This window comes from bacterium (assembly GCA_035307765.1).
Lineage (GTDB): Bacteria > Sysuimicrobiota > Sysuimicrobiia > Sysuimicrobiales > Segetimicrobiaceae > Segetimicrobium.
Genome location: DATGHU010000044.1, coordinates 50,196 through 75,420 on the forward strand (window position 1 = coordinate 50,196; position 25,225 = coordinate 75,420).

Consider the following 25,225-nt stretch of genomic DNA (forward strand, 5'->3'; position numbering starts at 1 on the left):
GTGGGAGCGGCGATACCACTGCGGAGCGCAAGGCATTGGAAGGTGTCCAATGAAGGCCGCCGATCCGGTCCCCAGACCGCGTTGTCTGCTGCAAGGCTTGGCAGGGAATGGTTATTGAGCGATACACTGCTGGGCGGCGGGTCGGCTCACTCCGAACCCCCGCTTCGCACCGGTGATTCCCACCGTTTTGATTTCGGCGCGGCGACTTCTTGGGAAGGCGGGCCCCAGCCATCTTCGGGTTGGCAAGCATAAATTGAAGAACCGGAAGAGAAGCCACCACTTCATCATCCAGAGGTGATGGGGAACTCGTGCCGCCGAGGGGATCTCCGGAGGCAACGCGAACAGTGATGACGCTCCGCTTCGATCGGCGCGCGCAGGCCTCGGGCCGTCCGGTGGCCGTCTATCACGTAGATCGGAGGACGTGATGCCAGAACACGGATGGGCGTTGATCCTAGGAGCCAGCAGCGGCTTCGGGGAAGCGGCGAGCCTGGAGTTCGCTCGAAGCGGCTTTGACATCATCGGCGTCCACCTCGACCGCAAAGCCACGCAGGCCCACGTCGAGCAAGTGATTAACGGCATCCTCACCACGGGCCGTCGAGCACTGTTCTTCAACGTGAATGCCGCTGACCCGGAGCGCCGGGAGGAAGTGCTGTTTCGCGCGGCCGAAGAGATCGGTCCGTCGGGTACGGTGGCAGTGCTCCTCCACTCCCTCGCCTTCGGGAATCTCCGCCCGTACACCGCCGATTCCCCCCAAGAAGCGATCACCCCAGCCCAGATGGACATGACCCTCAGCGTGATGGCGCACAGCCTGGTCTATTGGGTGCAGGACCTCGTTCACCGAAGCCTGATGCGCAAGGGGGGGAAGATCTTTGCCATGACGAGCGCGGGCGGAAGCCGGGTGCTGCCGAACTACGGGGCGGTTTCCGCGGCCAAGGCGGCGCTCGAATCGCACATTCGCCAACTAGCGATGGAGCTGGCCTCCCGCGGGATCACGATCAATGCGGTTCGGGCGGGGGTCACCGACACGCCAGCGCTGCGCAAGATCCCCGGGCACGAGGCGATCGTCGACGCCGCTCTCCGCCGGAACCCCTCCGGGAGGCTCACCACTCCGAGCGATGTGGCGCGCGCGCTCGCCGCCCTCTGTCGCCCTGGAACGGAGTGGATCACCGGGAACGTCATCGGGATCGACGGCGGGGAAGACATCATCGGTTGACCCCCGACGACCTCATCACGTTGTCGCCCCCGGTGGAGGGTTCTGAGCTGGCAGATCGTTCCGGGGGAGACTTCCTCGATGTTGCGGACGGATTTCCGCTCGGGCTAATTTAGGTTCGCTGGTCGATCGGCACAAACGTCCGGTTGGTCGGCCCCACGTATTCCGCGCGCGGGCGGATCAGCCGGTTGTCGGCGTACTGCTCCAGTACGTGGGCCGACCAGCCGCTGATCCGGCTCACCGCGAAAACCGGGGTGAACAGTTCGAGCGGGATGCCCAGCGCGTAATAGGTCGACGCCGAATAGAAGTCGACGTTCGCATGTAGGTGTTTTTCGCGCAGAATGTACTGCTCGATCTCCCGCGACATCTCAAACCATTGGGGCTGGCCGTGCTGGCGGCAGAGGGTCTCGGACATGCGGCGCAGATGCGTGGCGCGGGGGTCCTCGGTTTTGTACACCCGGTGGCCAAACCCGGGAACCTTCTGCTTCGCCGCCAGCATCGCCGCCACGGTGGGAACCGCCTCCGCCGGTCGACCGATCTTCAAGAGGAGCCGCATCACCGCCTCGTTGGCCCCGCCGTGCAGCGGGCCCTTCAGCGTGCCGATGGCGGAGGTGATGGCGGAGTGCATGTCGGCTAGGGTCGCGGCGGTGACCCGGGCTGAAAACGTGCTCGCGTTGAGCTCGTGGTCAGCATGCAGCACGAGCGCGATGTCGACGGCGTGCACGCTCTCCAGGTCCGCCGGCTTCCCGCCAAGCATATAGAGAAAGTTCGCCGCGTGGGTAAGTTGGGGGTCGGGGGGCACCGGAGCGCTCCCCGCGCGGAGGCGTCCGATCGCCGCAACGATCGTGCCGATCTGCGCGGTCAGGCGGATCGACTTCCGCACGTTGGCGTCGGGCGAGTGATCTTTGGAGTCCGGATCGTAGAGCCCGAGGGTTGAGACCGCGCTGCGCAGAACGTCCATCGGGAGCGCGTCGCGCGGAGACGTCCGCAGCATCTCCAGCACGGCACCAGGCAGTGCCCGCGCCTGAGCGAGATCCCGATTGAGCCGGTCGAGCTGAGTGCGGGTGGGGAGCTCTCCGTGCCAGAGGAGGTATGCCACCTCTTCGAAACTCGCGTGCTGGGCGAGATCGTGGATATCGTACCCTTGGTAGATCAGCCGTCCCTGGATGCCGTCCACGAAGCAGATGCGGCTCTCCGAAACGACGATCCCCTCGAGACCCTCCGCGACCTGAACTGAACCTGCCGATCCCTGCTGCACGGACCCCTGCCTCCCTGTTCGACCGATCACGCTCTACCTACACCCTAGGCGCCGATCCCGCCGCTTGTCAATGCCTCGTGTTGCCTCAAAAGTCCTCGTCACCGAAGTAGGGGGTGATGCCTCATACTGGGGGTTACCCCGCGTGCGGCCTTGATGCCCTCGTGGGTCTCTTTTACGGGGTGGCCGCGCGTCCATGCGTCGCTGTCTCGCCCTCAAGAGGCTCATGGGGCGGTCCTCCTGCCGTCCGCGAGGGTCCAGAGGTTATCGAGGCGAGTTTGAAGATCCGCACGCAACCGGAGTGGGTTGAGCTGCTGATACTGAGCGGTGAGCGCGGCGCTGCCTGCTGGGCTGAGGACGCCGCTGGCGAGCACCCGGCGGTAGGGCGTCTGCGCGCGATCGTAGCGTGTGATTACGCGGGCGCCGTGGCGTTCTTTGGACACCAATTTGCGGAGGGATTGAAAGAAGTTCACGTACAGCCGTAGCAATTCGTGCACGGCCTTCAGCGCGGCGAACGCGGCACGGCTGGCGTAGCGCTCGTAGCCGATGTACCGGCGCAGCACGGCGCCGTTGCGTTGCTCGGCATACGCCTGGTCGTTCTTGCGATAGGGTCGGCCGCGGGTGAAGGTGATGCGCTCCCCACGACACCACGGCACGAGGATCTGGTTGAGGCACTCCCCGCCGTTGTCGGTAGGCAGGCTGAGCAGGGGCATGGGCAGGGCCTGACGGGCGAAGTGCACGGCGCTGCCCACGCGCTTGTGGCCCTTGCCCCAGACGGCCTGCCGCTCGGTCCAGCCGGTGGCGACGTCGATGGCGAGGAGCGAGGTGAGATAGAAGCCGGATTCGCTTTCCCCGCAGTGCGCGAGCAGATCGGCCTGCAAGTGGCCGGGGGGCACATGGGTCCACTCCCCGAAGGTCCGGAGCGGGACTTGGGCCCGCAGGGCGGTGAGGCTCGGGCTGGTCGTCGCGAGGCCGTGGCGCCGGTACAGCCGGCGCACGGGGCGCAAGAGCCGATCGATGGTGGCCGGGCTGATCCGCAGCAGGGCGATGCGGTGCTCAGCCGGGAGCGTCACCTCGTCATGCCGCTCCAGGGCCTCGAGCAGTGCCGGCAGAAAGGGCGCCAAGCGCTTGGAGCAGAGATAGTCGCTGGCTTCCCACACCTGTTCCAACGCCGGCCGCAAGGTGCGCTGATACTCTCGGGGGCGGCCGGCCCGGCGGCGCGGGCGTTTGGGGGAGTGTCGCAGCAGACGGATCGCCACCTTGCGGTCCCGTTTGGTGACCCGGCAAAACTCATCCAAGAGACGACTCTTGTCGCGACGTGAGGCGAGGCGATCGCGCGGACGAAGGGATGCGGCGTATTCGCGTACACTGAGAGGACCCACGTTGCCTCCTGGGCGCCGGTGACCCGCATTTTGAGGCAACAGGTCTCTCTTCGGTGTCGATAATTTTGAGGCACTTCGTGCCTCGGCCGGCGGCCGCGCGCCTTGCGATCCCTACCGGCCGGCCTTCCCGTCAGGCAGGCCTTCCCGCACCCGGCGCGAAGGCCGGGGCCACCTCTCGGAGGAAGAGATCGAGCTGACCCCGCTGGTCCCAAGAGGTCATCCGGACCGCGATCTCCTCGACACCGGCAGCGAAGTACGCCTTGAACTGGTCGATGCACTGGGCAGGCGTTCCCACGGCCGTCCATGCTTCCACGAACCCCCGCGAGAAGTTAGCGGTGTAGTACGCGTTGAGGAAACGCCGGCTCTCATCGAGGGCCTGCTCCCGGTCCGGGTTGATATTGATGTTGTGGTAGAGGACGTTGCCCAGGGGGTTCGGGTCGCGCCCCTCCTCTATGGCCATCCGCCGGATGATCGCCCATTGCTCCGCAAAGATCTGCGGGGAAATCTTGTTCGTCATCCAACCATCGGCGAGGCGGGCCACCCGGCGGAACGACCGTTCCACATTCCGCCCACTGACCGGCTGCCCGACTTTGTAGGTGACGGTCGTGGGATTGCTGGCGATCCAGATCGGGAGTGGGTGCTGCACCGGCCGCGGTTCGATCGTTACGCCCTCCGCGTGATAGAACCGTCCCTGGTGGGTGACGCGCTCCTCGGTGAACAACCGACGGAGCAGGACGATCCCCTCCTCCAACCGCCCAATCCGCTCACTCGAGGTGATTCCCATCGTCAGATGCTCCAGCGCCTGCGCCGCGCTCATCTCGTCCGATCCGCCGAGGCAGGCGATGAGCAGTGCCCGCCCGTTGCACAGCACATCAAGGCTCGACCACTGCAGCGCGAGCAAGATGGGATGGCGGTGGGCGAAGGTGGACATGCACGCCACCCCCAGCCGGGCACGATGCGTGCGCCCGGCCAGCCCGCCCAAGAGAACCACCGACTCCAATCGCGGTTTGGCCAGGATGCTGTCGCCGACCCAGAGCGACTGAAACGCGCCCGAGCGGTCGGCCAGCTCTCCGAGGGCCAACAGCTCATCCGGCGTGATCGTGCCGAGCAGCACGCCTCGGTTGGGAAGGGTGAGGCCGAACGCTCCCATCGATAAATTCCTCCCTGAGGGCCGCGCCCGCCCCTACCGAGTGTGCGCGGGGGTCGGGGGGGCGGCGCGGCCCGGCCGACTCCCCGGACCGCTCGATCTCACCCTGCCACCGCAGCCTTGAGTTCCCGCACAAAGGTGCCGACGGCGTCGAGCTTGGCGGGAGCCTCCTCAATCATCTTGACGATGGCACTGCCGACGATCACCCCGTCGGCCACCGCCGCCACTTCGTGCGCCTGAGCCGGGCGGCTGATGCCGAACCCGACGCAGATCGGCGTCTGGGTCTGCTCCCGGATTCGCAGCACCAACTCCCGCACGCCCGCCGGCAGCTCGTCGCGGATGCCGGTGACCCCGGTTCTGGACACGCAGTAAACGAACCCGGTCGACACCGCGGCGACCGCCCGAATGCGCGCCTCGGTGCTCGTGGGGGCCAGGAGGAAAATTGTCGCCATTTTCTGCCGCCGTGCCGCGGCGATGAGCTCCCCGCCCTCTTCGGGCGGGAGGTCGGCGACGATCAGGCCGTCGAGACCCGCCGCCGCCGCGTCCCGGCAGAACGCCTCCAGCCCGTGGCGGAGGATGAGGTTGTAGTAGGTCATGAAGGCGAGCGGCACCTGGGTCCGCTCGCGGAGGCGGGCGACCAGGTCCATCGCCGGACGAACTCCCGCACCGCGGGCCATCGCCCGGAGCCCCGCCCGCTGGTTGATGGGGCCGTCGGCGATCGGATCGCTGAACGGGATCCCCAACTCCACCGCATCGGCCCCCGCGGCCTCCATTATGGCGACGAGCCGTTCGGTCGCGCCGAGATCCGGATCCCCCGCCATGACGTAGGGGATGAGCGCCCGACGGCCCTGCGCCTTCAGCGCGGCCAGAGTGTCGATAAGCCGGTTCGCCGTCACAGAGGGGGCTCCATCGCCTTGGCGATCGTGTCGACATCCTTGTCGCCGCGCCCGCTGAGACCCAGGACAATGATCTTCTCGCGGCCCAGCCGCGGAACGAGCGTGCGCAGGTAGGCCACCGCGTGAGCCGGTTCGAGCGCCGGAATGATCCCTTCCGTCCGCGAAAGGAAGTGGAACGCGTCGCGGGCCTCGGCGTCGGTCACCGACACGTATGCCGCGCGGCCGAGATCTTTGAAGTAGGCGTGCTCGGGGCCGACGCCGGGGTAGTCGAGGCCGGCGGAAATGGAGTGCGTGGGCAGCACCTGGCCGTCCGCGTTCTGCAGCAGGTAGCTCAGCGCGCCGTGGAGCACCCCAGGGCTTCCGGCACACAGGGTCGCGGCGTGCCGTCCGGTGGCGAGGCCGAGTCCCCCCGCCTCGACGCCGATGAACGACACCTGCGGGTCATCCTTAAATGGATGAAACAGGCCCATCGAGTTGCTGCCCCCGCCGACGCACGCGACCAGACAATCGGGCAGCCGCCCCTCCGCCGCCTGCATCTGCGCGCGCGTCTCCCGGCCGATCACGGACTGAAAGTCGCGAACGAGCGTAGGGTACGGATGAGGGCCCACCACCGACCCGATGACGTAGAGCGTCGTCTCGACGTTCGTCACCCAGTCCCGCAGCGCTTCATTGATCGCGTCCTTCAGCGTCCGGGTGCCCGAGTCGACCGGAATGACCCGAGCCCCCAGCAGCTGCATCCGGAAAACGTTGAGGGCCTGCCGCTCCATGTCCTCCGTGCCCATGTAGACGTCGCAGGGGAGCCCGAACGCGGCCGCCGCGGTGGCGGTGGCCACGCCGTGCTGGCCCGCCCCGGTCTCGGCGATAATGCGGCGCTTGCCCATGCGGATCGCCAGCAGCACCTGGCCGATCGTGTTGTTGATCTTGTGGGCCCCGGTGTGGAGGAGATCCTCCCGCTTCAGGTAGATCCGCGCCCCGCCCAGTGCCTCGGTGAGGCGCCGGGCGAAGTACAGTGGGGTCGGCCGACCGCAAAACGTCGCCAGGTACCGGTTGACCTCGGCGGCAAACGCGGGATCGCGGGCCGCCGCCGCGTACGCCGCCTCCAACTGATCGAGCACCGGGATCAGCGTTTCGGGAACGTAGCGTCCCCCGTATGCCCCGAAGCGGCCTCGCGACCGGATCTCGGCGACTGGTCTGGCGGTCATCATCGCACCTCCGCAGCATTCCACGCCTGTACTCGAGTGACAAACGCGCGAATCTTGACGGGGTCCTTCCGCCCGTCGGTCTCCACGCCGCTGGCGACGTCCACGGCGTAGGGGACCGCCGCCCGGATCGCCTCCTCCACGTTCTCCGGGGTGAGCCCGCCGGACAGGATCACCGGCCCGGCCTCCTTCGCCCGGACGGCCAGGGACCAGTCGAACGTCCGCCCCGTCCCCCCCATCTCCCCGGGCACGTGCGCGTCCAGCAGCAGCGCGGCGGCGCCGAAGCGGGCGAGGCCATCCACGCTCTGAGCGCTGCGGACCTTCACCCCCTTGATCACCGGGCGGTCAAACTGCCGGCAGAACTCCGGACTCTCCGATCCGTGAAGCTGCAGGGCGTCCAGGCCGCAGAGGGCGGCGATCGCCCGGATCGTCTCCGGCTCCTCGTCCACGAACACCCCCACCCGTGCCACGAACGGCGGGAGCGCCCGGGCGATCGCTCGGGCGATCTCAGGCGGGACGTATCGGCGCCCCGGCCGCCAGAAATTGAGGCCGATCGCATCCGCCCCGGCGTCCACGGCCGCCAGCGCTTCCTCCAGCCCACGGATCCCGCAGATCTTCACGCGCACCATCGTCGGAACTCCGTTCCGCCTCTCCCGGCCGCCGGAACCTACGCTTCCTGGCGGACCGCCCGGAAATAATCCATCCCCATGCGCTCCAGGCACAGGTGCAGCGTCTCCTGGGCCTCCCGGCGTGCCGTCCGGCTGCCGGCGATGATCATCTCCTCCAGCCGTTTCGGCTCCGCGGCAAACGTGGCGCGCCGGGCTCGGATCGGTTCGAGAAATTCGTTCAGCGCGCGTGCCAGCCGCTTCTTCACCTCGACGTCGCCCACGGTCCCGGCACGGTAGCGCGCCTTGAGATCCTCCACCTCCGCTCGGTCCTTGTTGAACGCGTCGTGATAGATAAACACGGGGTTGCCCTCCACGTGGCCGGGATCGGTCGGGTGGATCCGCGTGGGGTCCGTGAACATCCTGCTCACCTTCCGCTCGACGGTCGCGGCGTCGTCGGAGAGGTAGATCGCGTTGTCGAGGGACTTGCTCATCTTCGCCTGTCCGTCGGTCCCCACCAGCGTCCCGACCCGCCCGGTGAGGGTTTGGGGCTCCGGAAAGACCGGCCCGTACAGCTCGTTGAACCGGCGGGCGATCTCCCGGGTGACCTCCAGGTGGCTCGATTGGTCCTTCCCCACCGGCACGACATCGGCCCGCACCATCAAAATGTCGGCGGCCTGCAGCACCGGATACGACAGCAGGCCCAGGGAGGCGGTCTCGAGCTTCAGATCCCGCATCACCTCCTTGAGGGTCGGGACGCGCTGGAGGCGCGGGACCGCCGTGAGCATGGAAAAAATGAGGTGCAGGACCGCCACTTCGGGCACGAGCGATTGGAGGTAGATGGTGCTCTTCTGCGGGTCGATCCCGACGCTCAGGTAGTCGAGCACGAGCTCCCGGATGTGGCCGGCCACCTCCCGCGTCCGATCCGCGCCGGTCGTCAGCACGTGATAGTCGGCGATCAGGAAGAAGCACTCGTACTCTTCCTGCAGCCGGAGGCGGTTCTCGAGCGAGCCCACGTAGTGACCAACGTGCAGCCGGCCCGTCGGACGGTCTCCGGTTAGAAGGCGGCCTTTCTTGCGGCCGCCGGGCCGCTCGGCGTGTGTGGCTGTGGTCTGGGTGCCAGTCATATCCCCTCCCGCCGGCCGCTCGGGCCGGCCGCGTCATCGCGCGATGCCCAACAACTCCCGCACGCGGGCCGCCGGGTCCGGCGCTCGCATCAACGCGGTGCCGACGAGCACCGCGTGCATTCCGAGCCGCTCCATCTCCTCGACCTGCGCGCGTGTTTCGATCCCGCTTTCGGCGACGACCGTCGCCTCCTCCGTGGTGCGGGGACGCAGCCGCCTCGAGACCTCCAGCGAGGTCTCGAGCGTATCGAGGTTGCGGTTGTTGATTCCAACCAGAGAGGCGCGGACCGCGCTGGCCCGCTCCAGCTCCACCTCGTCGTGCACCTCGACGAGCGCGGCCATCGCCAGTTCCTCCGCCAGGCTCTGCAACTCCGCAAGCTCCTCCAGGGACAGGATCGCCGCGATCAAGAGCACCGCGTCCGCGCCGATCGCCCGGGCTTCGTAGACCTGGTACGGGTCCACGACAAAGTCCTTGCGGAGGACCGGGATCCCGACCGCCCGGCGGGCCTCCGCCAGGTGCGCGTCCGCTCCGTGGAAGTACCGAGCGTCGGTCAGCACCGAGATCGCCGCGGCCCCCGCCGCCTCGTACCCGCGCGCCACCGCGGCCGGATCAAAGCCCGCCCGAATCGTGCCGGCGGACGGCGAAGCCCCTTTCACCTCGGCGATCAGCTGAATCCGCGGCCCCCGGAGCGCCCGGAGGAATCCCCGGGGCGGCTCGGCGTCCGCCGTCCGCCGGCGCAGATCGTCCAGCGGGATGCGGCGCCGGCGATCCGCCAGTTCTCGGCGCTTGTGCTCGACGATCGCGCCCAGGGCGCCCGTCACTCACGCACCCCACGCGCGGGGCGGGGCCGACCGAGTACGCAGAGGAATCTCATGCAAACTTGGTCTTGAGCCGCAGCGCTTCGAGCTTGGCGTACGCGGCGCCCGAATCGATGCTGTGAGCCGCGAGGCCGATCCCGTCCCCGATCGCCTCAGCCAGCCCCGCGGCGACCAGGGCGACGCCGGCGTTCAGGAGGACAACGTCGCGCCGCGGCCCCCCGTCACCGCGCAGGACGCCGACGCAGATCTCGGCGTTCTCCTGAGAGGATCCCCCGAGAAGCGCCTCGAGGGGGGCGCGCCGGAACCCGAACTCCTCGGGGGCGATGGTATAGGTCCGGACGGCGCCGTCCGACACCTCGGACACCTGGGTGGCCGCGCACAGCGAGATCTCGTCCATCCCGTCCTGGCCGTGCACGACGAACGCCCGGTCGACGCCGAGCGCGGCGTGCACCTGGGCCATCAGCTCGGTGTGCACCGCGGTGGGGGCGCCCTGCAGGTAGCGGCGCGCACGGGCGGGATTGGTCAGCGGGCCGAGGATGTTGAACACCGTGCGGATGCCGATCTCGCGGCGCGGGGCGAGCGCGTGCTTGAACGCCGGGTGAAAGTGGGGCGCGAACATGAACCCGAACCCCACCTCCTCCACGCACGCCTGGACCACCTCGGGAGGGACTCCCAGGTTGATGCCGAGGGCCTCGAGCACGTCGGCCGCCCCGCACTTGCTGCTCGCCGCCCGGTTGCCGTGCTTGGCGACGTGTCCGCCCGCCCCCGCGACCACGAACGCCGTGACGGTGGAAATGTTGAACGTATTGAGCCGATCTCCGCCCGTCCCCACGATGTCGACGATGTGGTCGGCCTGGGGAGAGATCATGACGGCGTGTTCGCGCATCGCCCGGGCGAACCCCGTGATCTCCTCTACCGTCTCGCCGCGCACCGCCAGCGCGGTAATGAATGAGGCGATTTGGGCCGGGGTGGCTTCCCCGTCCATGATGATCCCCATCGCCGCATGGGCCTCGGTTTCGGTAAGCGTGTGGTGCGCCGCGACCTTGGCGATCGCCGGTTTGAGCGGCATCCCTATCCCTCCCCCACCCCGGCGGACTGCGCCGGGGCCGCACCGGCCCGGGCGAGCTCCAAAAAGTTCCTCAGCAGCGCGTGGCCGTGCTCGGTCAGGACCGACTCGGGGTGGAACTGCACCCCCTCCAGCGGCGCCGCGCGGTGGCGGACGCCCATGACGACGCCGTCTTCCGTGCGGGCCGACACCTCGAGGCAGTCCGGCAGCCCCGCTTCATCGATGACCAGCGAGTGGTAACGGGTGCCCACCAGCGGGCTCGGCAACCCCCGAAAGATCGTCCGGCCGTCGTGGTGGACCCGCGAAGTCTTCCCGTGCACGGGCGCGCGGCCGCGCACCACCCGGGCGCCGAGCGCGGCGCCGATGCACTGGTGGCCCAAGCACACCCCCAGGATCGGGATGCGGCCGATCAGCCGAGCGACCCCGGGCGTGCTTACCCCGGCCTCCGCCGGCGTGCAGGGGCCCGGCGAGATCACGATCGCCTCGGGGGCCAGGGCGACGATTTCCTCGACGCTGATCGCGTCGTTCCGAAAGACCTGCGGCGTTTCCCCCAGCTCTCCGAGGTACTGCACCAGGTTGTAGGTGAATGAGTCATAGTTGTCGATGACCAGGATCATCGGTTCGCCTCCGGCCCGCCGCTACAGCCCTCGCCCCGCCGTCTCGATCGCTCGGATCAGCACCTTGGCCTTATTGATCGTTTCGTCGTACTCGAAGGCCGGATCAGAGTCGGCGACGATCCCGCCCCCGGCCTGGGCGTAGGCCACGCCGTCCTTGATCGCCAGCGTCCGGATGCCGATGCAGGTGTCGAGCGCGCCGCCGAACCCCACGTACCCGACCGCCCCGGCATACGGCCCGCGGGCGGTCGGCTCCAGTTCGTCCAGGATCTCCATCGCCCGCACCTTGGGCGCCCCGCTGACCGTGCCGTGCGGAAACACGGCCCGGAGCACATCGAAGGCGTCCCGTCCGGGACCGAGCCGCCCCTGCACGTTGCTCACAATGTGCATGACGTGCGAGTAGCGCTCCACGGTCATCAGCTCCGAGACCCGCACCGTGCCGTATCGCGCGATCCGTCCGACGTCGTTCCGGGTGAGGTCCACCAGCATGACGTGCTCCGCCCGCTCCTTCTCATCGCCCAACAGCTCCTCGGCGAGCGCGCGATCCTCGTCCTCGCTGAGACCGCGCCGCCGGGTCCCCGCGATCGGCCGCATCTCCACCAGATCGCCCTCCAGGCGGACGAGCAGCTCGGGAGACGCGCCGACCAGCGTCGCGCCTCGCCCCTCGAGGAAGAACATGAACGGGGACGGATTGATCATCCGCAGCGCCCGGTAGATCGCAAACGGGTCGAGGGCGCCGATCTCCGTCGCGAATCGCTGCGAGAAGACGATCTGGAACGCGTCGCCGGCGTAAATGTATTCTTTGCATCGTCGAACGGCCGCGATGTACTGCTCGCGGGTCATGTTCGAGCGCACCCGGAGCGACGGCACACCGGTGGAAGCCGGCGGGGCGGGTAAAGGCCGGTGCAGCCGTTCGAGCCACTCCTCGATCCGGGCACGCGCCCCCCGGTAGGCGCGCTCCGCCCCGTCATCCACGCAGGCGTTCGCGACAATCCGGATGCGGTGGCGAAGGTGGTCGAAGATCATCACGGTGTCGGCCAGGGCCAGGCTCATGATCGGGAAGTTGCGGTCGTCGGGGGGGCGGTGCGGGAGATGCTCGATCGTCCGGATCAGATCATAGCCGAACGAGCCCACGAGCCCGCCGTAAAATCGCGGGAGCGAGGGATCCACGACCGGCCGGTAGCGCGCCAGCACCGCTCGCGCCGCAACCAGCGGATCCTCCGCCACTCGGCGCGAGCTCCCCCCTTCGACGATCTCCACCCCGGAAGGGTCCGCGGTGAGGGTCAACCGCGGCTGAGCGCCGAGGAAGGAGTATCGTGCGACCTTGGCTCCCCCCTCGACGCTCTCGAGGAGGAACGGGTGCGGGAGATCGCGCAGGCGCAGGTACGCGGAGATCGGCGTCTCCAGATCCGCGATCACCTCGCAGGAGACCGGCACGAGATTGCCCTCGCGCGCCCTGCGGTCGAACTCTTGGGTCCCGGGTTCCAACACCAGCGCCTTCGCCATCCGCTATCCTCTCTCCGGGTCCCCGGCGCTTCCCCCCAACCTGAGCCGCGTCTCCCGGGCGGCCTCGAGGAGGGTGTCCAGGCGGCGTTCGTCGGCGAGCGCGGCCTCCAGGCGGTCGAGCTCCTGCCGAAAAACGCGCAGCGCTTCCTGGATCGGCGCACGGTTCAGCCGGCAGATCTGGGCCCACATCGCGACCGGACTCGCCGCCACCCGCGTGGCCCCCCGCAGCGAGGGGCCCGCGGCGGGACCGGCCCCGCCCACGGCGCCCATCAGGGCGGCGGCAACTAGATAAGGAAGGTGGCTCACCCGCGCCACGGTCCGGTCGTGCTCCTCCGGGCTCATCTCCATCGGGACCGCACCCAGCGCCCTGGCCAACTGAGCCAAGCGCTCCACGCCCGCGCGCGGCGTCCGCGATGTGGGTGTCAGGAGATAGGCGGTGCCGGCGAACAGCCCGGGCTCCGCCGCGTCGACCCCCCGCCCCTCGTTGCCGGCCATCGGATGGCCGCCGACAAACGCCACCTCGCCGCGGGTTCCGACGCCCGCCTCGATCCCGGAGACGATCGCCGCCTTGACGCTCGCCACGTCAGTGAGCAGAGCGCCCGCCGGGAGGTGCGGCGCCACCCGCCGCGCCATCGGGACGATCTGGTCAGGCGGAACGGCCAGGACGACCAGATCGGCGCCGTCCACCCCTTCCGCCGGATCGATCGTGCCCCGATCGATCGCCCCGCGCCGGCACGCCTGGCCGATCGTCGCCAGCGACCGGGGCACCCCCACGACCTCGCGGGCCAGCCCGCGGGCCCGCAGCGCCATCCCGAGCGACCCCCCGATCAGGCCAACCCCGACGATCGCGACCCGGCGGAACGTCTCCATCCGGCGCTCACACGCGGCGTCCCACGGCGAGGGCGACCGCGTCCAGCTCCTGCATCATCAGGGCGAAGTTCACGGGGGTCAGCTGCTGCGGCCCGTCGCTGAGCGCCCGGCCTGGATCGGGATGGACCTCTACCAGAAGCCCGTCGGCGCCGGCGGCCACCGACGCCCGCGCCATCGGGGTGACGAGCTCCCACTTCCCCGTCCCGTGGCAGGGATCGACGATCACGGGAAGATGCGTGAGGTGCTTGAGGACCGGGACCGCGTTGAGGTCGAGCGTGAACCGCGTGTAGTTCTCGAACGTGCGGATGCCGCGTTCGCACAGAACCACGTTGACGTTCCCCTCGGCCATGATGTACTCGGCGGCGAGCAACAGCTCCTCAATCGTCGCGCTGGGCCCGCGTTTGAGCATCACGGGATGGCTCACCCGTCCGACCTCCCGCAGCAGCGGGTAGTTCTGCATGTTCCGCGCGCCGATCTGAATCATGTCCGCGTACCGCATGACCATCTCGAGCTGTCGGGGGTCCATCGCCTCCGTCACCACCGGCAGCCCGGTGATCTCGCGGGCCTCCGCCAGAATCTTGAGCGCCTCCTCCTCGAGGCCCTGGAACGAGTAGGGGGAGGTCCGCGGCTTGAAGGCTCCGCCGCGAAGCAGTTGGGCGCCGGCCTCCTTCACCGCATGGGCGGTCTCGAGCGCCTGCTCCCTCGTCTCCACCGAGCAGGGGCCGGCGATGACGATCACCCGGCCGCCCCCGATGGCCACATCCTTCACCCACACCGTCGTGTCGCGGCCGCCGTGAAACTCGCGGCTGACGAGTTTGTACGGCTGGAGGATGCGGACGACGTTCTCGACGCCGGCCATGGCCCCAATGTTCTCGCGCAGGAGCTCCTTTGTGTGGCTGTCGCCCACCACGCCGATCACGATTCGCTCCACCCCTTCGTTGATCTGCACGCGCAGACCGGCCTCCTCGATCTTCTGGATGACCGCGTCCATCTGCGGGCGGGTGTGACCGGGACCCATCACGACGATCATTCCGCTGTCCTCCTCACCCCTGCAAAAACATAAGAGCCCCCCGTCCGCTCGGGACGGGAGGCTTGATGCGCCACCCGCGGTACCACCCCATTTTCCCGGCCGTACGGCCGGGACGCTCGCCAGGGAACGAAGCCGTTGCTCTGCTCCGTCCCACCTCCGCCCACGGTGGAGGAACCCGGCGGGGACTACTCAGCGCACGTGCGCCGTTCGTCCCGCCCCTCGCGGGTCCATTCCGCCCCGGCGGCCTCCCGTGCTCGCACCCTGCGCACGGGTCGCTCTGTAGATCCGCCGGAGGTACTCGTCCCGGTCATCGGGTTTGGTACCCTCCACTATAGCACACTCCGTCAAGACGCTAGGCACGAAGGGCCTTTTCGGCCACACGGCGGATAGTGAAGACACGTCGCGCGTCCCACCGAGGAGCATCCTCATGTTCACGAAATCCGTCGAATTCTACGACGCGATCTACGAGTGGAAGGATTACCGCGCGGAGGCGGAGCGGCTGCGCACCGTGATCCAGACCCACGCCCGGCGGCCCGTCGAGACCCTGCTCGACGTCGCCTGCGGAACCGGCCAGCATCTCGTCCACCTCAAGCCGCACTTCGCGGTGGAGGGGCTCGACCTCAACCCGGAGATCCTGGCCACCGCTCGCCGGCGACACCCGGATGTCGTATTTCATCACGCGGACATGGTGCGGTTCGACCTCCCCCGCCGGTTCGATGTCGTGACCTGCCTGTTTGCCTCGATCGCGTACGCCGGGACGGTTGCGAAGCTTCACGAAGCCGTGGGCAGCATGCGCCGGCACGTCCGCGCGGGGGGGCTGGTCATCGTCGAGCCGTTCGTCCGCCCGGAGGACTTCCAGCCCGGCCGGCTGGGCGCGATCTTCGTCGACCGGCCCGACCTGAAGATCGCCCGGCTGCACATCAGCGCGGCCGATCGAGGCCTCGCGGTCCTGCCGTTCCACTATCTCGTCGCGACGCCGAGCGGGGTGGAGCACTTCGTGGAGCGCCACGAACTCGCCCTGTTCTCCCACGACGAATATCTGGCGGCGTTCCGTGCGGCCGATCTGACGGTCCGCTACGAGCACGACGGGCTGATGGGCCGGGGCCTCTACATCGGCCTGCGGGGGAACGAGCCGGCAGGGTGATGGGCGATGGGATCGCGAAGCTCTAGAGCGATGATCTCCCCCGCGAAGCGCCTTTTTCTCCGAGGGTCCGATGGTACCGCCTCCGACCCTCTCCGTCTGGCCCGGACGCCGGCCGTCGCGGCCGCGCTCGATCGCGCCCTGGGCCGCGGCGCGGCGGGGGGCGAGGACGCCGCGCTCCTGATGGCGTGCCCGGAGGCGGACCTCCCGGCCGTCTGCGCCGCCGCGCGCGCGCTGCGCACCCTGGGCAAGGGGCGGACGGTCAGCTTTTCGCCCAAGGTGTTCATCCCCCTGACGCGGCTGTGCCGCGACACGTGTGGATACTGCACCTTCCGCACCGACCCCGAGAACGATCCCGGGCTCTACATGACCCCCGAGGACGTCCTGGCGGTAGCCCGCGGGGGAGAGCGGCTGGGGTGCACCGAGGCGCTGTTCACCCTGGGCGAGCGACCCGAGCAGCGTTTTCCGGAGGCGCGGCGGTGGCTCGCCCACCGCGGCCACCGCAGCACGCTCTCCTACCTTGGCGAAGTGGCCGCGCTCGTGCTGCGCGAGACCGGGCTGGGGCCCCACCTCAATCCCGGCACGATGACCCGCACGGAGATGGCCGGGCTGCGGGAGGTCAGCGCCTCCATGGGGCTGATGCTGGAGAGCGTGAGCGAGCGCCTGTGCCGGCCCGGAGGCCCGCACGCGAACGCACCCAGCAAGCGCCCGCGGGCGCGCCTGGCCACGCTGGAGGCGGCCGGAGCGCTCCGTGTGCCGTTTACGACCGGGATCTTGATCGGGATTGGGGAGACTCCCCAGGAGCGCGTGGACGCCCTCCTGGCCATCCGCGAGTCGCATGCCCGGTGGGGGCACGTCCAGGAAGTGATCGTGCAAAACTTCCGCGCCAAACCGCACACGGCCATGGCGGGCGCGGCGGAACCGGGGATCCTGGACGTCGTCCGCACGGCCGCGGTGGCGCGGCTCGTGCTCGGGCCCGAGGCAAACATCCAAGTCCCCCCCAACCTCAGCGCGGTCGACTTCCCCATCTACCTCGAGGCGGGCATCAACGACTGGGGGGGGATCTCGCCCCTCACGATCGACTACGTCAACCCCGAGGCGCCGTGGCCGCAGATCGACGCCTTGGCTGCGGCCACGACGGCGGCGGGACTGGACCTCAGGCCCCGGCTCCCCGCCTACCCCGAATATCTGCTCCACCACCAGGAGTTCTTCGCCCCGGCCCCGCGGGACCGGCTGTTCGCCGCCGCGGATGCCGAAGGGTACGCCAAAGGAGGTCTGGCTCGCCATGGAGGCACATGAGGCTGGACCCGGGGCCGCACTCAACCGCCTGCTCCGGGAGATCGATCCGCCGGTCGCCCGCGCCCTCGATCGCGCGCTGTCCGGGGGGGATGTGACGGCGGAGGAGGCGGAGATGCTGCTCGGCGCTTCGGGGCGCGAGCTGACCGCGACCCTCGCCGCCGCCGACCAGCTGCGCAGGGAGTCCGTGGGCGACATCGTCACCTATGTGGTCAACCGGAACATCAATTTCACCAACGTGTGCATCAAAGGGTGCGGGTTCTGCGCGTTCAGCCGCGACTTCAGGGAAGAGGAAGGGTACTTCCTCCCGGAGGATGAGATCGTGCGGCGGGCACGCGAGGCGTGGGACCTGGGCGCCACCGAGGTGTGCGTTCAGGCTGGGCTGCCGCCCAAGATGGACGGCGACCTCTACATTCGGCTCACCCACACCCTCAAGCGCGCGATTCCGGACATCCACATCCACGGGTTCTCGCCGGAAGAGGTGCTCTACGGCTCGGTCCGGTCGGGGCGGACGATCCGGGAGTACCTCGCCGAGCTCAAGGCCGCCGGGGTGGGGAGCCTCCCGGGGACCGCCGCGGAAATCCTCGACGACGAGCTCCGTGACCGCATCGCGCCCGGACGGATCCGGACGGCGCAGTGGATCGACGTGATCACGACGGCGCACGAGCTGGGGATCCCGACGACCTCCACGATGATGTTTGGCCACGCGGAGACGCGGGGACACCAGGCCCGTCACCTCGTCCTGCTCCGCGACTTGCAGCGCCGCTCCGGAGGGTTTACCGAGTTCGTCCCGCTGAGCTTCGTCCACACCGAGGCGCCGATGTGGCGGCGCTCCCTCGTGCCCGGCCTGCGACCGGGGCCGACGGGTTTGGAGGTGGTTCGGGTGCACGCCACCGCACGCATCGTCCTCAACCGGACGATCCCGAACCTCCAGGTTTCCTGGGTCAAGGAAGGCCAGCGGCTCGCCCAGCTCCTGCTCACGGCCGGCGCCAACGACCTTGGCGGGACGCTGATCAACGAGAGCATCTCGACGGCGGCCGGCGCGGGCTACGGGCAGCTGGTGCCGCCGATCGAACTGCGGCGGCTGGTCAGGGACGCGGGGCGGGTTCCGGCGGAGCGGTCGACGCTGTACGCGCTGCGCCGCGTCTTCGACCGCGAGGACGAGGATCACCCCGAGGCCCTCGATCGCGCCGCGGCGGACCCGGGGCGGTTTGGCAGTTACCAGCAGCTCATCAAGCTGGACCGGTACCGGTACCGCCATCCCCACCGGACCGCCGCCGTGTCATCGGAACAGCCCTCGGAACAGCAGGTTGAGTGAGGCGAGGAAGACGACGCCGAGCACCACCCGCTCAAACACGGCGGGCGACAACCGGTCCTGCAGGAGCAGCCCGCCCCAGGTCCCTACGGCCATCGGCAGACAGGCCAGGAGCGCCGCGTGCAGGACCGGGCCGGCGTAGAGCCCCAGCCGGAAATAGCTCGAGACCTGAACCAGGTTGCCGACAAAAAACAGCAGCGTGATCCCGAACACGAACTCCCGCTTCGACAGTTGGAGAAAGTGCATGTAGCTCGCGAGCACCGGGGCGAAAATCCCGGTCGATCCGCCCATCAGGCCGGCGAACACGCCGACGATCGAGGCCACCCGCTGCTCGGCGCCGATTGGAATCTTGAGCGTCAACCGGAACGCCGTCGCGGCCACGTACAGCACCGCCACCGCGCCGACCAGCGCGGCCAGCACGTGGGGGTCGAGGGACGTGATCAGCAGGGCCCCGATCCCCGTCCCCACGATCAGGCCCGCCAGCAACAGAACGAGCGGCCGGACAAACCCGCTCCGTCCGGTCCGGCTGACGACGATGAGATTGCTGAGCAGCGTGGGGATGGCGATGACCGGGATGGCCACCCGCGGGCCGAAGATCGTGGACAACAGGGGCACCGCAACCAGCGGGAACCCAAATCCGATCGCGCCCTTGATCATGGAAGCGGCGCACACGACCAGCGCGGCGACGGCGAGCTGAAGGGGGCTATAGGTCATCCGCCGGTGGCCCGGCGGAGGGTCGCGGCGAAGCCCGGGAACGATGTTTCGATGCAGTCGGGATCATCGATCGTGACGGGGCCGTCGGCGCACAAGCCGGCCACGGCCAGGCTCATCGCGATGCGGTGATCCCCGCCGCTCGCGACGTGGCCCCCCCGCAGCCGCCGGGTGCCCACCACCGCCAGCCCGTCCGATTGGGACTCGATCTGGGCGCCGAGGCGCCCCAGCTCTCTCGTCAGGGCGTCGATGCGGTTGGACTCCTTCACCCTGAGCTCGGCCGCGTCCCGGATCAGCGTTTCGCCTTCGGCGAGGCACGCCGCCACCGCGACGACGGGGAGCTCGTCGATCGCCCGGGGCACGAGGTCTCCGCCGATCGTCACCCCGTGGAGTTGGCTCGCCCGAACGGCGATCGTCCCGACGGGCTCCCCGCCCTCCTCCCGCCGATCGCGCACCTCCACCGCCGCCCCCATCATCTTCAGGATGTCGAGGATCCCGGTTCGCGTGGGATTCAGCCCGACATCGGCGACCGCGACCTCGGATCCCGGCACCAGCGCCGCCGCCACCAGCAAGTAGGCGGCCGAGGAGAGATCTCCCGGCACCCGCACCCGCGCGCCCCGCAACGCCACGGGTCCCCACAGGCGGGTGAGCAGATCTTCGCGTTCCACGCCCGCCCCGAACGCCTCCAGCATGCGCTCGGTATGGTCCCGGCTCTGAGCGGGTTCGCGAACCGACGTGGCGCCGTCGGCGAACACCCCGGCGAGCAACACCGCCGACTTCACCTGCGCGCTGGCGACCGGTGTCGTGTACGCGATCCCGCGCAGCCCCCCCCCTTCGATTGTCAGCGGGGCCAGCCGGCCGCTTTGGCGTCCGGTGATCCGGGCCCCCATTCGCCGCAGCGGGTCGGTGACGCGATCCATCGGGCGGCGGCGGATCGAGGCGTCCCCCGTCAGCACGGCGTGAAACCCCTGGCCCGCCAGCACCCCCGCGAGGAGCCGGATCGTCGTGCCGGAGTTGCCGACATCCAGCACGTCGTCCGGCTCACGAAGCGATCCGCCGCGGATCTCGAGCTCCCCATCACGTTCCTCGATCGCCGCGCCGAGGGCGCGCAGGCACCGCAGCGTCGACCGGCAATCCTCGGCCTCAAGGAACCCCGACACGCGCGTGGTCCCCCGCGCCATCGCGCCGAGAATGGCCGCGCGGTGGGAGATCGACTTGTCTCCGGGCACGCGCATAACGCCCCGGAGCGGAGGCCCCGGGGAAACGACCAACGGGGTCACGAGCGGGGCGTCAGGTCCGGCCGCAGCCGCTCCGCGCCGTGGAGGTAGACGTGGCGAACCTCGGTTGCGGTCCGGGTGGTGTTCACGAGCATGAGGATCCGCACGCACCGCGACAGGGCGCCGGGCACGGGCACCTCCTGCGCGCACATCAACGGGACGTGCGTCCACCCCGGCAGCCGACGGCCGGCTTCCGCGGGAAAGGCCGCGTTCAAGTCGGGGGTCACCGTGAACATCACGCCCGCGATGTCGTCGGCGTCCACCTCGTTCGCGCGCACCATTTCCTTCAACAGCTCGTACGTCGCATCGAGGATCGCCTGCTCGGTGTTCGCCTCGACGGTGATCGCTCCCCGAACCCCGCGGAACCGCATCGTCTCCTCCTGCCGGCCCGAGGCGCAGGTCGTGGTCTGCGGCGCTGAGGCTGGCTGTTGCTTCGACGGGGGGTTAGGGCTTCCTCCGCGCTCGTCTCGCCCCGTCCGCCGCGATCGCCAGCGCGGCCCGGAGCCCGAGCAGGTAGCTGTGCGCGCCGAACCCCGCGATCTGCCCCCGGGCGACCGGGGCGATCACCGAGATCCGAAACGGTTCGCGGGCATGGATATTCGAGAGGTGGACTTCGACCACCGGCACCGAGATTGAGGCGATCGCGTCGCGGATGGCGTAGCTGTAGTGGGTCAAGGCGCCGGCGTTCAACACGATCGCCCCGTAACGCCCCTGCGCCCCGTGCAGCCGGTCGATGATCGCCCCTTCGTGGTTGGTCTGGAATGTTTCGACGGCGGCCCCCTCCGCGCGGGCGAGCGCATGGAGCTGCCGGTCGATCTCGGCGAGGGTCGTCGTGCCGTAGATCTCCGGTTGGCGCTGCCCGAGGAGATTCAAGTTGGGTCCGTGCACCACGAGCACCTTAATCATCGACGAGCACCTCCTCGATGAGCGCGGGGGACACATCGTCCCGGATCGCCGTTCGCCCCAACGCCTCGGGGAGCACGAAGCGCAACCGCCCCGCCGCGGCCTTTTTGTCGTGGCCCATCGCCGCCTGTATCTCCCGGCCCGCGGGCGCCCCGCCGCGGCGCAGGGCCCGGAGCCGGACGGGGAGGCCCAGCGCCTCGAGCAGCCGGGTCTGGCGATTAAGGAGCGCCTCGTCGCACACACCCATCCGCACCGCGATCCGCGCCTCCAGCGTCATTCCGACGGCGATCGCCTCGCCGTGGGTGAGCCCGCGGTACCTCGCCGCCGCCTCGATCCCGTGGCCGATGGTGTGCCCGTAATTGAGCACCATCCGCGGCCCGGCCTCCAGTTCATCCCCCGCGACGACCCCGGCCTTGTAGGCGGCGCAGCGAGCCACGATCCAGGCGAGCAGAGCGGGATCGCGGCGGCGCCATGCGGCGAGGTGTCCCTCGACGTACTCGAAGAGATCGGGGGCGCCGATCACGCCGGTCTTGACCACCTCGGCCATGCCCGATCGCAGCTCCCGCCGCGGCAGCGAGCCGAGCGTCTCGATGTCCGAGAGCACGAGCGCGGGCTGATGCACGACGCCGATCAAGTTTTTCGCGCGGAAATTGATCCCCGTTTTCCCCCCCAGGCTGGCATCCACCTGCGCGAGCAGGGTCGTCGGCACCGACACCCAGGGAATTCCCCGCAGGAAGGTCGCCGCGACGAACCCCCCGAGGTCACCGGCCACCCCGCCGCCCAGCGCGAGCAGGGCGCTGCGCCGGTCGCACCGAGCGTCAACGAGGGCGTCGAAGACCCGGGTCGCGACACGCAGGCTCTTGCTGGACTCGGAAGGGGGCACGATCACCGTCACGACGTCGTACCCGGCGCGGCGGAGCGCCTCGGCGAGCGCGCGTCCGTACAGCGCGTCGATCCGGGGATGCGTCAGCAGCGCCAGCCGGCCGGCCGGGACGGCTCGGCCGATATAGGCGGCGGCATCCGCCAGGATCCCCCGGCCGATGCAGACGTCGTACCCCCGAGAACCGAGATCCACGCGAACCACCTGCGGGGAACCGGCGGCGGAGCGTGGGGACGCCTCCGCGGCGGCGACGATGGCCGCGACACGGTCCACCACCGCGTCGAGCGGCAGCGCCGAGGTCTCCACGGTGAAATCGGCCTGCGCGTAGAGCGTACTCCGCTCGTCGAGGAGCCGGCGGATGCCCTGCTCGGGATCGCCGCCCAAGAGCGGGCGGTCACCGCCGCCCCCGACCCGAGCCAGGATCGCCTTCGGATCGGCGTGGAGCGCAACGACGATGCCGGTGCGTCGAAGCCGGTCCATGTTCGCGGGGCTGAGGACGACCCCGCCCCCCGTCGCGATGACGGCGCCGCTCTGATCGGCTGCATCCGCGACCGCCTGGGCTTCCAGCCGCCTGAACGCCTCCTCGCCGTCCTCGGCGAAGATCCGCGGGATGGGACGGCCGGCGCGTGTCTCGATCAGCGCGTCGGTATCCACAAAGGGCCGGCCGAGCCGGGCCGCGACCGCCCGCCCGACCGCGGTCTTGCCCGTGCCCATGAAGCCGATGAGGATGACGCTCGCCGGCACGCGGGCCCTACACCCCAGGGCCGGAGCGAACCCAGCGCTGGTGTGCCTCGTAGGCGACGCGCATCTGATCCAGGCTGTCCCCACCGAACTTTTCGATCAGCGCGTCGGCGAGGACGAACGCGACCATCGCTTCCCCGATCACGCCGGCCGCGGGCACCGCCGTGACGTCGCTTCGGACCACCGCGGCCTCCACGCGCTCCTTGGTCACGATGTCGACCGAGGCGAGGGGGCTGCGCAGCGTGCTGAGCGGCTTCATCGCCACGCGGATGACCAATGGATCCCCGGTCGTCATGCCGCCCTCGGTGCCCCCGGCGCGATTCGTTCCACGGTAGAAGCCGCGCCCCGCATCATAGAAGATCTCGTCGTGCGCGGAGGACCCGGGCAGGCGCGCTTCCTGAAATCCCTCGCCGACCTCGACGCCCTTGATCGCGTTGATCGACATGACCGCCTGCGCCAGCCGGCCGTCCAGGCGCCGGTCCCAGTGGACGTAGGATCCCAATCCCACCGGGAGGCCGGTCGCGACCACCTCGAACACCCCGCCGAGGGTGTCGCCCGCCTCCTTGGCCCGGTCGATCGCGGCGATCATCCGTGCCTCCGCCTCCGGATCGACGCAGCGCAGCGGCGACTCCTCGGCGAGTTGGGGGATCTCCTCGTAACGCGCGGGCCGGCGACCGATCGCGATCCCGCCGAGCTCCACGACGTGACTGGCCAGGCTGATCCCGAACTGCCTCAGGAGCGTCCGGCAGACCGCGCCCACGGCGACCCGGGACACCGTCTCGCGCGCGCTCGACCGCTCCAGCACCCGGCGCACGTCATCGAAATGATATTTCAGCGCACCCGCGAGGTCGGCGTGTCCCGGACGAGGCCGGGTGAGCGGGGGCTCGCTCTTGCGCCAGTCTTTGTTGCCGATGTGCATCCCAATCGGCGCGCCAATCGTCAGGCCCCCCATCACGCCGGCGTAGATCTCCACCCGGTCCTGCTCGATCTGCATCCGGCCGCCGCGGCCGTAGCCGCGCTGCCGACGGGCCAGCTGGGCGTTGATATCATCCTCGCCAAGCGGGAGGGCGGCCGGGATGCCCTCGATGACCACCAATAATCCCCGCCCGTGAGATTCGCCTGAGGTCAGAAATCGCAACACGGGCGCACCACCGTTTCCCTAGGATTTGGGAGCCGCTTCCCGCGGCAACCCCACGGCATCGCGCATCACCTGCAGGGGGGCGTCGCGACCGGTCCAGATCTCGAAAGCCCGCGCCCCCTGGTACACGAGCATGGCGAGCCCACCGAGGGTGCGGCACCCCAGCGCGCGTGCCTCTCGCAGCAACACCGTCTCCTGCGGTTCGTAGATCATGTCCATTACGAAGAGACCGGGGTGCAGCAGCCCGCCCGGCACCGCCGACTCCCGCCGGCCGCCGCCCCCCACCGTCGTCGCCTGTACGAGCAGAGTGGCTTCGCCGAGCGTCGATGCCAACCCGTGTCCGTCGAGCGGGACCGCGTCACACGCGCACGTGAACATGCGCCGGACGGCGGCGCTCAACGCGGCGGCGCGATCCCAGTTGCGGTTAACGATGGTCACGCTGGCGGCCCCCGCCCCGGCAAGCGCGAACGCGGCGGCCCGAGCCGCCCCCCCCGCCCCGACCACGACTGCCCGCTGCCCCTCCAGCGACACTCCCCCGTCGCGTCGGAGCGCGTCCACCAGTCCGACCGTATCGGTGTTGTGGCCGACCGACCGGTCGCCGGCCACTTCGATGGTGTTGACCGCACCGATGATGCGCGCATCTTCGGTCGCGTCATCGAGGTAGGCGAGGACGGCTTCCTTGTGCGGGACGGTCACGTTTGCCCCGGTGATCCCAAGCGCCGGCAGCCCGCGTATCGCAGCGCCGAGACGGTCCCGCGTGACCGGGAAGGCGACGTAACACCAGTTGAGCTCCAACGCCGCGAACGCGGCGTTGTGGAGCCGTGGGGAGAGGCTTCCCCGAATCGCATCCCCGATGATGCCGACCACTCTTGTCGTCCCGTCGATCCCCGTCGGTTGACCTCCGAACCTGTTCCTCGCATGCAAGACTCAGGTCCCCCGACAAGCCTTATTTATCAAGGCTCCACGCCGGTTGTCACCCGCTTTATCCTAAATGATTTTCCGCGATTTTGAAAGACTAGGGGTGAAAAGGAACACGTCACGCTCCGCCACCCCCGAGAGGCTCCCCACCGGCGGTGCGGCACGACCCGACCGGCGCCGCG

24 protein-coding genes are annotated in these 25,225 nt (G+C 69.4%); 4 read left to right on the plus strand and 20 right to left on the minus strand.

The features are described 5' to 3' along the window. The first annotated feature begins 424 nt into the window (after nt 1-424). Nucleotides 425-1,213, plus strand: a complete 789-nt coding sequence (locus VKV57_14910; protein ID HLW61190.1) for an SDR family oxidoreductase — start codon at nt 425-427, stop codon at nt 1,211-1,213. Nucleotides 1,214-1,322: 109 nt separating this feature from the next. Here the strand turns inward: VKV57_14910 and VKV57_14915 are convergent, their stop codons facing one another. From VKV57_14915 to aroF, 13 genes are all read right to left on the minus strand, one after another. Further along, on the minus strand, nt 1,323-2,468 hold the full coding sequence (locus VKV57_14915) for a citrate synthase (GenBank protein HLW61191.1): 1,146 nt from the start codon (nt 2,466-2,468) through the stop codon (nt 1,323-1,325). A gap of 221 nt (nt 2,469-2,689) precedes the next feature. After that, a complete protein-coding gene (locus tag VKV57_14920; GenBank protein HLW61192.1) occupies nt 2,690-3,763 on the minus strand; it encodes a transposase in 1,074 nt (357 codons plus the stop codon). Nucleotides 3,764-3,977: 214 nt separating this feature from the next. After that, entirely contained in the window at nt 3,978-4,997 is a 1,020-nt protein-coding gene (locus VKV57_14925) for an LLM class flavin-dependent oxidoreductase (protein ID HLW61193.1), read from the minus strand. A 98-nt stretch (nt 4,998-5,095) separates the two neighbouring features. Continuing rightward, nucleotides 5,096-5,890, minus strand: coding sequence for a tryptophan synthase subunit alpha (gene trpA, locus VKV57_14930; protein ID HLW61194.1), 795 nt, complete (start codon nt 5,888-5,890; stop codon nt 5,096-5,098). Continuing rightward, nucleotides 5,887-7,092 (minus strand): tryptophan synthase subunit beta, encoded by a 1,206-nt coding sequence (gene trpB, locus VKV57_14935; GenBank protein HLW61195.1) that lies wholly within the window; start codon nt 7,090-7,092, stop codon nt 5,887-5,889. The genes trpA and trpB overlap by 4 nt, the downstream gene beginning before the upstream one ends. Next, nucleotides 7,092-7,718 carry a phosphoribosylanthranilate isomerase gene (locus VKV57_14940; GenBank protein ID HLW61196.1) on the minus strand — a complete coding sequence of 209 codons (627 nt, stop codon included), beginning with the start codon at nt 7,716-7,718 and terminating at the stop codon, nt 7,092-7,094. The genes trpB and VKV57_14940 overlap by 1 nt, the downstream gene beginning before the upstream one ends. A 38-nt stretch (nt 7,719-7,756) precedes the next feature. Continuing rightward, complete coding sequence (gene trpS, locus VKV57_14945; GenBank protein HLW61197.1) at nt 7,757-8,821, minus strand: tryptophan--tRNA ligase; 1,065 nt, start codon at nt 8,819-8,821, stop codon at nt 7,757-7,759. Nucleotides 8,822-8,854: 33 nt separating this feature from the next. Then, entirely contained in the window at nt 8,855-9,640 is a 786-nt protein-coding gene (trpC, locus tag VKV57_14950; protein HLW61198.1) for an indole-3-glycerol phosphate synthase TrpC, read from the minus strand. 49 nt (nt 9,641-9,689) lie between these two features. Continuing rightward, entirely contained in the window at nt 9,690-10,706 is a 1,017-nt protein-coding gene (trpD, locus tag VKV57_14955) for an anthranilate phosphoribosyltransferase (protein ID HLW61199.1), read from the minus strand. A 2-nt stretch (nt 10,707-10,708) separates the two neighbouring features. Continuing rightward, on the minus strand, nt 10,709-11,320 hold the full coding sequence (locus VKV57_14960; GenBank protein ID HLW61200.1) for an aminodeoxychorismate/anthranilate synthase component II: 612 nt from the start codon (nt 11,318-11,320) through the stop codon (nt 10,709-10,711). Between the two features lie 21 nt (nt 11,321-11,341). Then, on the minus strand, nt 11,342-12,823 hold the full coding sequence (gene trpE, locus VKV57_14965; protein HLW61201.1) for an anthranilate synthase component I: 1,482 nt from the start codon (nt 12,821-12,823) through the stop codon (nt 11,342-11,344). A gap of 3 nt (nt 12,824-12,826) precedes the next feature. After that, nucleotides 12,827-13,693 (minus strand): prephenate dehydrogenase, encoded by an 867-nt coding sequence (locus VKV57_14970; GenBank protein HLW61202.1) that lies wholly within the window; start codon nt 13,691-13,693, stop codon nt 12,827-12,829. 7 nt (nt 13,694-13,700) lie between these two features. After that, entirely contained in the window at nt 13,701-14,723 is a 1,023-nt protein-coding gene (gene aroF / locus VKV57_14975; GenBank protein ID HLW61203.1) for a 3-deoxy-7-phosphoheptulonate synthase, read from the minus strand. A gap of 427 nt (nt 14,724-15,150) precedes the next feature. Here aroF and VKV57_14980 point away from each other — a divergent pair, with 427 nt between their 5' ends. From VKV57_14980 to cofH, 3 genes are read left to right on the plus strand one after another with little or no spacing between them, the layout of a single operon-like run. Then, on the plus strand, nt 15,151-15,867 hold the full coding sequence (locus VKV57_14980) for a class I SAM-dependent methyltransferase (protein ID HLW61204.1): 717 nt from the start codon (nt 15,151-15,153) through the stop codon (nt 15,865-15,867). Nucleotides 15,868-15,873: 6 nt separating this feature from the next. Next, a complete protein-coding gene (gene cofG / locus VKV57_14985; GenBank protein ID HLW61205.1) occupies nt 15,874-17,163 on the plus strand; it encodes a 7,8-didemethyl-8-hydroxy-5-deazariboflavin synthase CofG in 1,290 nt (429 codons plus the stop codon). Further along, nucleotides 17,150-18,478 (plus strand): 5-amino-6-(D-ribitylamino)uracil--L-tyrosine 4-hydroxyphenyl transferase CofH, encoded by a 1,329-nt coding sequence (cofH, locus tag VKV57_14990; protein ID HLW61206.1) that lies wholly within the window; start codon nt 17,150-17,152, stop codon nt 18,476-18,478. The genes cofG and cofH overlap by 14 nt, the downstream gene beginning before the upstream one ends. Here the strand turns inward: cofH and VKV57_14995 are convergent. The 7 genes from VKV57_14995 to VKV57_15025 form a co-directional block, all read right to left on the minus strand. Further along, a complete protein-coding gene (locus tag VKV57_14995) occupies nt 18,443-19,189 on the minus strand; it encodes a sulfite exporter TauE/SafE family protein (protein HLW61207.1) in 747 nt (248 codons plus the stop codon). The genes cofH and VKV57_14995 overlap by 36 nt on opposite strands. Continuing rightward, on the minus strand, nt 19,186-20,457 hold the full coding sequence (gene aroA, locus VKV57_15000) for a 3-phosphoshikimate 1-carboxyvinyltransferase (protein ID HLW61208.1): 1,272 nt from the start codon (nt 20,455-20,457) through the stop codon (nt 19,186-19,188). Before aroA ends, VKV57_14995 begins: the two co-directional genes overlap by 4 nt. Before the next feature lie 5 nt (nt 20,458-20,462). Continuing rightward, nucleotides 20,463-20,834 (minus strand): chorismate mutase, encoded by a 372-nt coding sequence (gene aroH, locus VKV57_15005; GenBank protein ID HLW61209.1) that lies wholly within the window; start codon nt 20,832-20,834, stop codon nt 20,463-20,465. A gap of 73 nt (nt 20,835-20,907) precedes the next feature. Further along, a complete protein-coding gene (aroQ, locus tag VKV57_15010; GenBank protein ID HLW61210.1) occupies nt 20,908-21,369 on the minus strand; it encodes a type II 3-dehydroquinate dehydratase in 462 nt (153 codons plus the stop codon). Continuing rightward, the gene (aroB, locus tag VKV57_15015; GenBank protein HLW61211.1) at nt 21,362-22,990 is read right to left on the minus strand and encodes a 3-dehydroquinate synthase; all 1,629 of its coding nucleotides are present in this window, start codon (nt 22,988-22,990) and stop codon (nt 21,362-21,364) included. The genes aroQ and aroB overlap by 8 nt, the downstream gene beginning before the upstream one ends. Before the next feature lie 7 nt (nt 22,991-22,997). Beyond that, on the minus strand, nt 22,998-24,128 hold the full coding sequence (gene aroC, locus VKV57_15020; protein HLW61212.1) for a chorismate synthase: 1,131 nt from the start codon (nt 24,126-24,128) through the stop codon (nt 22,998-23,000). Nucleotides 24,129-24,146: 18 nt separating this feature from the next. Beyond that, nucleotides 24,147-25,049: a shikimate dehydrogenase gene (locus VKV57_15025; protein ID HLW61213.1), complete on the minus strand. Its 903-nt coding sequence runs from the start codon at nt 25,047-25,049 to the stop codon at nt 24,147-24,149. Between the last annotated feature and the right edge of the window lie 176 nt (nt 25,050-25,225).

What these genes read in the sequence shown, in the direction of transcription:
- VKV57_14910 (HLW61190.1), top strand. Translation starts at nt 425, where the DNA reads ATGCCAGAACACGGATGGGCGTTGATCCTAGGAGCCAGCAGCGGCTTC.
- VKV57_14925 (HLW61193.1), bottom strand. Translation starts at nt 4,997, where the DNA reads ATGGGAGCGTTCGGCCTCACCCTTCCCAACCGAGGCGTGCTGCTCGGC.
- trpB (HLW61195.1), bottom strand. Translation starts at nt 7,092, where the DNA reads ATGACCGCCAGACCAGTCGCCGAGATCCGGTCGCGAGGCCGCTTCGGG.
- VKV57_14940 (HLW61196.1), bottom strand. Translation starts at nt 7,718, where the DNA reads ATGGTGCGCGTGAAGATCTGCGGGATCCGTGGGCTGGAGGAAGCGCTG.
- trpS (HLW61197.1), bottom strand. Translation starts at nt 8,821, where the DNA reads ATGACTGGCACCCAGACCACAGCCACACACGCCGAGCGGCCCGGCGGC.
- trpD (HLW61199.1), bottom strand. Translation starts at nt 10,706, where the DNA reads ATGCCGCTCAAACCGGCGATCGCCAAGGTCGCGGCGCACCACACGCTT.
- VKV57_14960 (HLW61200.1), bottom strand. Translation starts at nt 11,320, where the DNA reads ATGATCCTGGTCATCGACAACTATGACTCATTCACCTACAACCTGGTG.
- trpE (HLW61201.1), bottom strand. Translation starts at nt 12,823, where the DNA reads ATGGCGAAGGCGCTGGTGTTGGAACCCGGGACCCAAGAGTTCGACCGC.
- VKV57_14970 (HLW61202.1), bottom strand. Translation starts at nt 13,693, where the DNA reads ATGGAGACGTTCCGCCGGGTCGCGATCGTCGGGGTTGGCCTGATCGGG.
- aroF (HLW61203.1), bottom strand. Translation starts at nt 14,723, where the DNA reads ATGATCGTCGTGATGGGTCCCGGTCACACCCGCCCGCAGATGGACGCG.
- VKV57_14980 (HLW61204.1), top strand. Translation starts at nt 15,151, where the DNA reads ATGTTCACGAAATCCGTCGAATTCTACGACGCGATCTACGAGTGGAAG.
- cofG (HLW61205.1), top strand. Translation starts at nt 15,874, where the DNA reads ATGGGATCGCGAAGCTCTAGAGCGATGATCTCCCCCGCGAAGCGCCTT.
- cofH (HLW61206.1), top strand. Translation starts at nt 17,150, where the DNA reads ATGGAGGCACATGAGGCTGGACCCGGGGCCGCACTCAACCGCCTGCTC.
- VKV57_14995 (HLW61207.1), bottom strand. Translation starts at nt 19,189, where the DNA reads ATGACCTATAGCCCCCTTCAGCTCGCCGTCGCCGCGCTGGTCGTGTGC.
- aroH (HLW61209.1), bottom strand. Translation starts at nt 20,834, where the DNA reads ATGCGGTTCCGCGGGGTTCGGGGAGCGATCACCGTCGAGGCGAACACC.
- aroQ (HLW61210.1), bottom strand. Translation starts at nt 21,369, where the DNA reads ATGATTAAGGTGCTCGTGGTGCACGGACCCAACTTGAATCTCCTCGGG.